The following is a 6547-nucleotide window of genomic DNA, read 5'->3' on the forward strand; positions in this document are numbered from 1 at the left end:
CCATGTCGATCGACGTCAACAACGAGTCCGGAACCGAGGTCGACGAGCAGGCGATCCTCGACATCGCCCGCTACGCCCTCACGCGGATGCGGATCCACCCGCTCTCCGAACTGTCGGTGATCGTCGTGGACGCCGAGGCCATGGAGCAGCTGCACATCCAGTGGATGGACCTGCCCGGCCCCACCGATGTCATGTCCTTCCCGATGGACGAGCTGCGCCCGCCGTCGAAGGACGACGAGGAGCCCCCGCAGGGGCTCCTCGGTGACATCGTGCTGTGCCCCGAGGTCGCCAAGAAGCAGGGCGAGGACGCCGAGACGGGGCACTCCATGGACGAGGAGCTCCAGCTCCTGACCGTCCACGGCGTGCTGCACCTGCTCGGCTACGACCACGAGGAGCCGGACGAGAAGGCCGAGATGTTCGGCCTCCAGGCGGCCATCGTGGACGGCTGGCGAGCGGAGAAGGGCCTGACCGGTCCCTCCCCGGCGCCGACCGTCTCATGACCGGGCAGCTCATCGCCGGCGCCGTCGCGCTGGTCGTCGTGGCCTGGCTCGCGGCCTGCGCCGAGGCCGGTCTCGCCCGCATCTCCTCCTTCCGCGCCGCCGAGGCCGTCCGCACCGGCCGGCGCGGCAGCGACCGGCTCGCCCAGATCGCCTCCGACCCGACGCGCTACCTCAACGTCGCCCTGCTCGTGCGGGTCGCCTGCGAAATGGCCGCCGGGGTCCTCGTCACCTACGTGTGCCTGGAGGAGTTCGGCGAGACGTGGACGGCACTGCTCGTCGCCATCGCCGTGATGGTCCTCGTGTCGTACGTCGCCGTCGGCGTCTCGCCGCGCACCATCGGCCGCCAGCACCCCCTGAACACCGCGACGGCCGCCGCGTACGTCCTGCTGCCGCTGGCCAGGATCATGGGCCCGATCCCGCAGCTCCTGATCCTGCTCGGCAACGCGCTCACCCCCGGAAAGGGCTTCCGCAAGGGACCGTTCGCCTCCGAGGCCGAGCTGCGCGCCATGGTCGACCTCGCCGAGGCGGAGTCCCTCATCGAGGACGACGAACGCCGTATGGTGCACTCCGTCTTCGAGCTCGGCGACACCCTGGTGCGCGAGGTCATGGTGCCGCGCACCGACCTCGTCTGCATCGAGCGCTACAAGACGATCCGTCAGGCGCTCACCCTCGCGCTGCGCTCCGGCTTCTCGCGCATCCCGGTCACCGGCGAGAACGAGGACGACATCGTCGGCATCGTCTATCTCAAGGACCTGGTCCGCAAGACGCACATCAACCGGGACTCCGAGGCCGACCTCGTCTCCACCGCCATGCGGCCCGCCGCCTTCGTGCCCGACACCAAGAACGCCGGTGACCTGCTGCGCGAGATGCAGCAGCAGCGCAGCCACGTCGCGGTCGTCATCGACGAGTACGGCGGCACCGCCGGCATCGTCACCATCGAGGACATCCTGGAGGAGATCGTCGGCGAGATCACCGACGAGTACGACCGCGAACTGCCCCCGGTCACCGAGCTGGCCGACGGCTGCTTCCGGGTCACCGCCCGGCTCGACATCGGCGACCTGGGCGAGCTGTTCGGCTTCGACGAGTACGACGACGAGGACGTGGAGACCGTCGGCGGACTCCTGGCCAAATCCCTCGGCCGGGTGCCGATCGCCGGAGCCACGGCGCTGGTGGAACTGCCCGACGGACGGCGGCTGCGGCTCACCGCCGAGTCCCCGGCCGGCCGCCGCAACAAGATCGTCACCGTGCTCGTGGAGCCCGTCAAGGACGAGCAGGACGACGAGAACGGAGAGGGGCCGGCATGAACCCGAAGCAACTGCGCGCGTTCTGCCTGGAGTTCAACGCCGCGACGGAGGAGTTCCCGTTCAACCCGGAGACCTCCGTCTTCAAGGTGCTCGGCAAGGTCTTCGCGCTCACCGCCCTCGACGGCGAACCGCTCACCGTCAACCTCAAGTGCGACCCGGACGACGCGGTCAGGCTCCGCGAGGAGCACCCCGCGATCGTGCCCGGCTGGCACATGAACAAGCGCCACTGGAACACCGTGCACGTGGCCGGGCTCCCGGACCGGCTGGTCCGGGAGCTCATCGAGGACTCGTACGACCTGGTGGTCGCCGGTCTGCCGAAGGCCGAGCGGCTCCGGCTCGACCGGACCTGAGCGCTCGGGCCCGCGCCCGCCCGCCCGCGCAGCGGCCTGAGCCGCTCAGGCCCGCGCCCGCCCGCGCAGCCCGAGGCCGACCAGGACGGCGGCCGCGACCACGATCAGCGCGTCGATCGCCAGGACCGTGCGCACCCCGTCGAACAGCGAGCCCTGCGTGGTGGCGAGGACGCCGAGCAGCGGGATGCCGACGGTCAGGCCGACCTGCTGGGTGGTGGTGACGAGCCCGGTCGCCAGTCCCTGCTCCGCGTCGGGCACCCCGCTGGTCACGGTCACGCCGTACGAGATGATCGCGCCGAGGTGGCACATGCTGGCCAGCGAGACGGCGACGGTCGCGAGCAGGGCGCCCGAGTGCGTGCCCAGGCCGAGCAGCGCCGCGATGAACACGCCCTGGCCCAGCAGCGAGGCGGCGAGCGTCCGCCGGGCTCCGAAGCGGCCGATCAGCCTGGCCGCGAAGGTGCCCGCGACGGCCGAGGCCAGGCCCTGGACGCCGAAGATCAGGCCCGTCTCGAAGGACGAGAGGCCCAGGGTCTCCTGGAGGTAGAGGGTCAGGACGAAGATGACCGTCGACATCATCGAGAAGGTGACCAGACCGCCCAGGTTGCCCCAGGCCACCGTGCGGCGCCTCAGCATCGGCAGCGAGACCAGCGGCTCCCGCGACCGGGACTCCACGACCACGAACGCGGCGAGCAGGGCGATGCCCACGAGCAGGGTGCCCCAGACGTCCACGCCGCCGAAGCCGCGCCGGGCCGCCGTCGACAGGGCGTAGATCACCGCGAGCAGACCACCGGTGACGGTCACCGCGCCCGGCACGTCGAGACGCGGGCGCAGCGGGGTGCGGGACTCGGGCAGCAGGCCCGGAGCGAGCGCCAGGACGACCACCGCGAACGCGACCAGCAGGCCCATCGTGGAACGCCAGCCGAGCGTGTCGGTCATCACGCCGCCGAGCACCATGCCGATGGTGAAGCCCAGCGAGAGCAGGGTGCCGGAGATGCCGAGCGCCTTGTCGCGCAGCGGGCCCTCGGGGAACGTCGTGGTCAGCAGGGACATGCCGGTCGGCACGATGACGGCCGCGCCGAGGCCCTGCAGGGCGCGTCCGGTCAGGAAGGACGCCGGGTCCCAGGCGAGGGTGGCCAGCAGCGAGGCCGCGCCGAACAGGGCGAGGCCGGTCAGGAACAGCTTCTTGCGGCCGAACAGGTCGGCGATGCGGCCGAACAGGAGCAGGAAGCCGCCGGAGGGCAGGGCGAACGCGGTCACCGCCCACTGGAGCGCGGACCGGCTCAGGCCCAGGTCCTCGCCGAGCGTCGGCAGCGCCACGTTCAGTACGGAGAAGTCGAGCGCCACCATGAACTGGGCGGCGCAGAGCACGAAGAGGACCAGCTTGGCCCGGCCGCCGAGCCGGACGCCGGCGGGGGACTGCGGTGCGGTGGGGGCCTGGGCCGGGCTGGGGGCCGCCGTCGTGGGGCCGGTGTCTGTGGTCGGTGTGTCGATCGCCATGACCCCACCCTCGCGGCCCGGGAACGGCCGTGGAGAGTGGGAACTTATCCTGTTGGTGGCACCACCAGGCAGCCGACAGGGGGAACGCGTGGCTACACCGACGGACCGACAACGGCGCAGTGAACTGCGCGAGTTCCTGATGAGCAGGCGTGCGCGGATCACCCCCACCCAGGCCGGACTGCCCGACGGAGGGGCCCGCCGCCGCACCCCGGGACTGCGCCGCGAGGAGGTCGCGGTGCTCGCCGGGGTCGGGGTCTCCTGGTACCAGTGGCTGGAGCAGGGCCGCGACATCACGGTCTCCCCGCAGGTTCTGGACGCGGTGGGCCGGGTGCTGCGGCTGACCAGCGCGGAGCGCCGTCACCTGTACGTGCTCGCCGGGCTCAACCCCCCGGCCCTGGAAGTCGATCCGGCCAACGCCGACATGTGCCATGGGCTGCAGCGCCTCATCGACGCCTGGATGCCGTTCCCCGCGCACATCATGGACGCGTACTGGAACACGGTCATGTACAACGAGTCGGCGGCGCTGGTCCTCGGGATGCGTCCCGAGATCGTGCAGAACTGCCTCATCGCCTTCTTCACTGACCCCATCTACCGTGAGCGCGCCCGGCGTTGGGAGGAGATCGCCGGGCATGTGGTCGCCCAGTTCCGGGCGGCCTGTTCCGAACACCCCGACGACGAAGGGTTCCGGGCGGTGGTCGAGCAGGCCAGGGAGTTGAGCCCGGAGTTCGTGGAGCTGTGGGAGCGGCGGGACGTCCAGCCCGGCGGGCAGCTGCGCAAGGAGATGGAGCACCCGCTCGTCGGCGCCCTGTACGTGGAGTCGACCCAGCTGCGGGTGCCCGCCCGCCCCGACCTGGTGATCGTGCTGCACACCCCGCTGCCGGACACCGGCACCGCCGAGAAACTGGAGTGGCTGACCTCGCCGGAGGGCCGCCGGGGGTCGATGTACCCGATCGCGGGGTAGGGGGCGGGCGGCTCCGAGGCGGCAGGTCTGCTGGGGCCGAGGCGGGTCGGCTTGGGGGACTGGTGGGGCCAAAGGGGTGGTTCGGCGCGGGGGACTGGCGGGTCCGAGGGGCCGGTCGGCGCGGGGGACTGGCGGGTTTTCGGCCGGTGGGCGAATACCCGGAGGCGGTGCGGGGTGATCTTCACATAAAGTCCGCATGCGGGCGCCGTCGGGCGCCCCGCACACCCACGCCCACATCCCCGGGGGGATCACGCATGTCCATGTCCGTTTCCCGCTCCGCCAGACGCGCCACCGCCGTGGCCCTGGCCGCCTCGTCCCTGCTGTTCGCCGCCGCGTGCGGAGGCTCGGACGGCAAGAGCGACAAGGCCTCCGGCGCCGACAAGAGCGCTGCCGCGCCCTCGTCCCCCGCCGCCGCGGGCGGCGCCGTCACCGAGGCCCAGTTGAAGGCGGCCCTTCTGACGGCCCAGGACGTCCCGGCGAGCTGGAAGGTGGACCCCGAGGGCGGCCCCAGCATGGGGAAGGCCGAGAAGGCCGCGTGCCAGAAGTTCCTCGACCTGATCCAGAGCGAGCCCGCCCCGCTGGGCGCCGCGGCCCGCCAGACCGTCAACTTCGAGGACGGCGGCCAGCAGGTGTTCGGCTTCGACGGCGACAAGGCCGCCGGCTACCTCAAGAACCTCGACGCGGACCTCGCCGGGTGCGCCTCCTTCGGCGTGGAGACGGACGGCGAGAAGTACCCCGCCACCGTCAAGGCGCTCACCGTGGACAAGGCGGGCAACGAGTCCCACGGCTACCAGCTGGTCTTCGACATGGGCCCGGTCAAGATGGCCTTCGACAACTACGTGGTGCGCAAGGGCGCGGCGCTGAGCACGTTCTCGGCGAAGGCCAAGGCGCCGGGTGGGGAGCCGTCGGCGGAGTTCAAGGCGGTCACGGCGACGGTCGCGAAGAAGCTGGACCAGGCGGTCAAGGGCTGACCCCGGCCGACCCCGGCCGACCCCGGCCGGGGCCGGCGGCTGGGCCCGGCTGAGCCCGCGTCTGCGACGTTCTGGCGGGCCTGAGCCCCTGGGCGGGGTCGGGCGCCGCGTTCCTTATGCTCGGGGCATGACACAGAGCACCGAACTCGACCCCGAGGACCGCAAGATCATCACGCTCGCGCGCAGCGCCCGGGCCCGCAACGGCGTGGCCGAGGGTGCGGCGGTACGCGACGAGACCGGGCGCACGTACGTGGCGGCGACGGTCGAGCTCCCCACCCTCAAGCTCTCCGCGCTGCGGACGGCGGTGGCGATGGCGGTGGCCAGTGGGGCGGTGTCGTTGGAGGGGGCGGCGGTGGTGACCGGGGCGGACGTTCTGGCGCCGGAGGACGTTGCTGCGGTGCGGGATCTCGGGGGGCCGGAGACCCCGGTCCTCCTGGTGTCCCCTGCGGGGGTCGTGAAGTCTGCGGGGTGAGTTGGTGGGGGGGCGAGCTTTTCAGGGGGTTCGCCCACCCGCCCGCCCGTGCGGGGGGTGGATGGGCCCGGCCCGGGGGGGGGGGGGGGGGGGGCCCGGCGGGGGGGGGGGGGGGGGGGGGGGGGGGGGGGGGGGGGGGGGGGCGGGGGGGGCCGGGGCCCCCCCCCCCCGCCGCGGCGGCCCCCCCCCCCCCCCCGGCGCCCCCCCCCCCCCCCCCCACCCCGGGGGGGTTGCCCACCCACCCGCCCGTGCGGGGGGTTGGAGGGTGCCGGGCCCTGGGGCTGCGCCCCAGACCCCCCTGAGGGGCTCCGCCCCTCGAACCCCGGCGGGGGCTGTGCCCCCTGCACCCCCGGCGGGGGCTGTGCCCCCTGCACCCCCGCGCGGGGGCTGCGCCCCCTGCACCCCCGGCGGGGGCTGTGCCCCCTGCACCCCCGCGCGGGGGCTGCGCCCCCTGCACCCCCGCGCGGGGACTTCGTCCCCTGCACCCCTTTC

The 6547-nt window shown here is 73.1% G+C and carries 7 protein-coding genes; 6 read left to right on the forward strand and 1 reads right to left on the reverse strand.

Annotated features, from left to right (window positions below):
- The first annotated feature begins 2 nt into the window (after window positions 1–2).
- Genes ybeY through ACGF3I_RS32620 form a run of 3 tightly spaced genes read left to right on the forward strand, consistent with a single transcriptional unit; the run spans window position 3 to window position 2154 of the window.
- Window positions 3–500, forward strand: a complete 498-nt coding sequence (gene ybeY, locus ACGF3I_RS32610) for an rRNA maturation RNase YbeY (protein WP_393138452.1) — start codon at window positions 3–5, stop codon at window positions 498–500.
- The gene (locus ACGF3I_RS32615) at window positions 497–1804 is read left to right on the forward strand and encodes a hemolysin family protein (protein ID WP_393138454.1); all 1308 of its coding nucleotides are present in this window, start codon (window positions 497–499) and stop codon (window positions 1802–1804) included. The genes ybeY and ACGF3I_RS32615 overlap by 4 nt, the downstream gene beginning before the upstream one ends.
- The gene (locus ACGF3I_RS32620) at window positions 1801–2154 is read left to right on the forward strand and encodes an MmcQ/YjbR family DNA-binding protein (protein ID WP_393138456.1); all 354 of its coding nucleotides are present in this window, start codon (window positions 1801–1803) and stop codon (window positions 2152–2154) included. The genes ACGF3I_RS32615 and ACGF3I_RS32620 overlap by 4 nt, the downstream gene beginning before the upstream one ends.
- A 45-nt stretch (window positions 2155–2199) precedes the next feature.
- On the opposite strand, the gene ACGF3I_RS32625 is transcribed toward ACGF3I_RS32620, so the two are convergent.
- Window positions 2200–3651: an MFS transporter gene (locus tag ACGF3I_RS32625; RefSeq protein ID WP_393138458.1), complete on the reverse strand. Its 1452-nt coding sequence runs from the start codon at window positions 3649–3651 to the stop codon at window positions 2200–2202.
- Between the two features lie 139 nt (window positions 3652–3790).
- Here ACGF3I_RS32625 and ACGF3I_RS32630 point away from each other — a divergent pair, with 139 nt between their 5' ends.
- The 3 genes from ACGF3I_RS32630 to ACGF3I_RS32640 all read left to right on the forward strand — a co-directional run bounded on the left by ACGF3I_RS32630 (window position 3791) and on the right by ACGF3I_RS32640 (window position 6055).
- Complete coding sequence (locus tag ACGF3I_RS32630) at window positions 3791–4612, forward strand: helix-turn-helix transcriptional regulator (protein WP_393138468.1); 822 nt, start codon at window positions 3791–3793, stop codon at window positions 4610–4612.
- Window positions 4613–4866: 254 nt separating this feature from the next.
- Window positions 4867–5583, forward strand: coding sequence for a hypothetical protein (locus ACGF3I_RS32635; protein ID WP_393138460.1), 717 nt, complete (start codon window positions 4867–4869; stop codon window positions 5581–5583).
- Between the two features lie 127 nt (window positions 5584–5710).
- A complete protein-coding gene (locus ACGF3I_RS32640; protein ID WP_393138462.1) occupies window positions 5711–6055 on the forward strand; it encodes a cytidine deaminase in 345 nt (114 codons plus the stop codon).
- The last annotated feature ends 492 nt before the right edge of the window (window positions 6056–6547 follow it).

The sequence above is a fragment of the Streptomyces sp. NPDC048111 genome (genome assembly GCF_043202815.1).
In the GTDB taxonomy this organism is placed as follows: Bacteria; Actinomycetota; Actinomycetes; order Streptomycetales; family Streptomycetaceae; genus Streptomyces.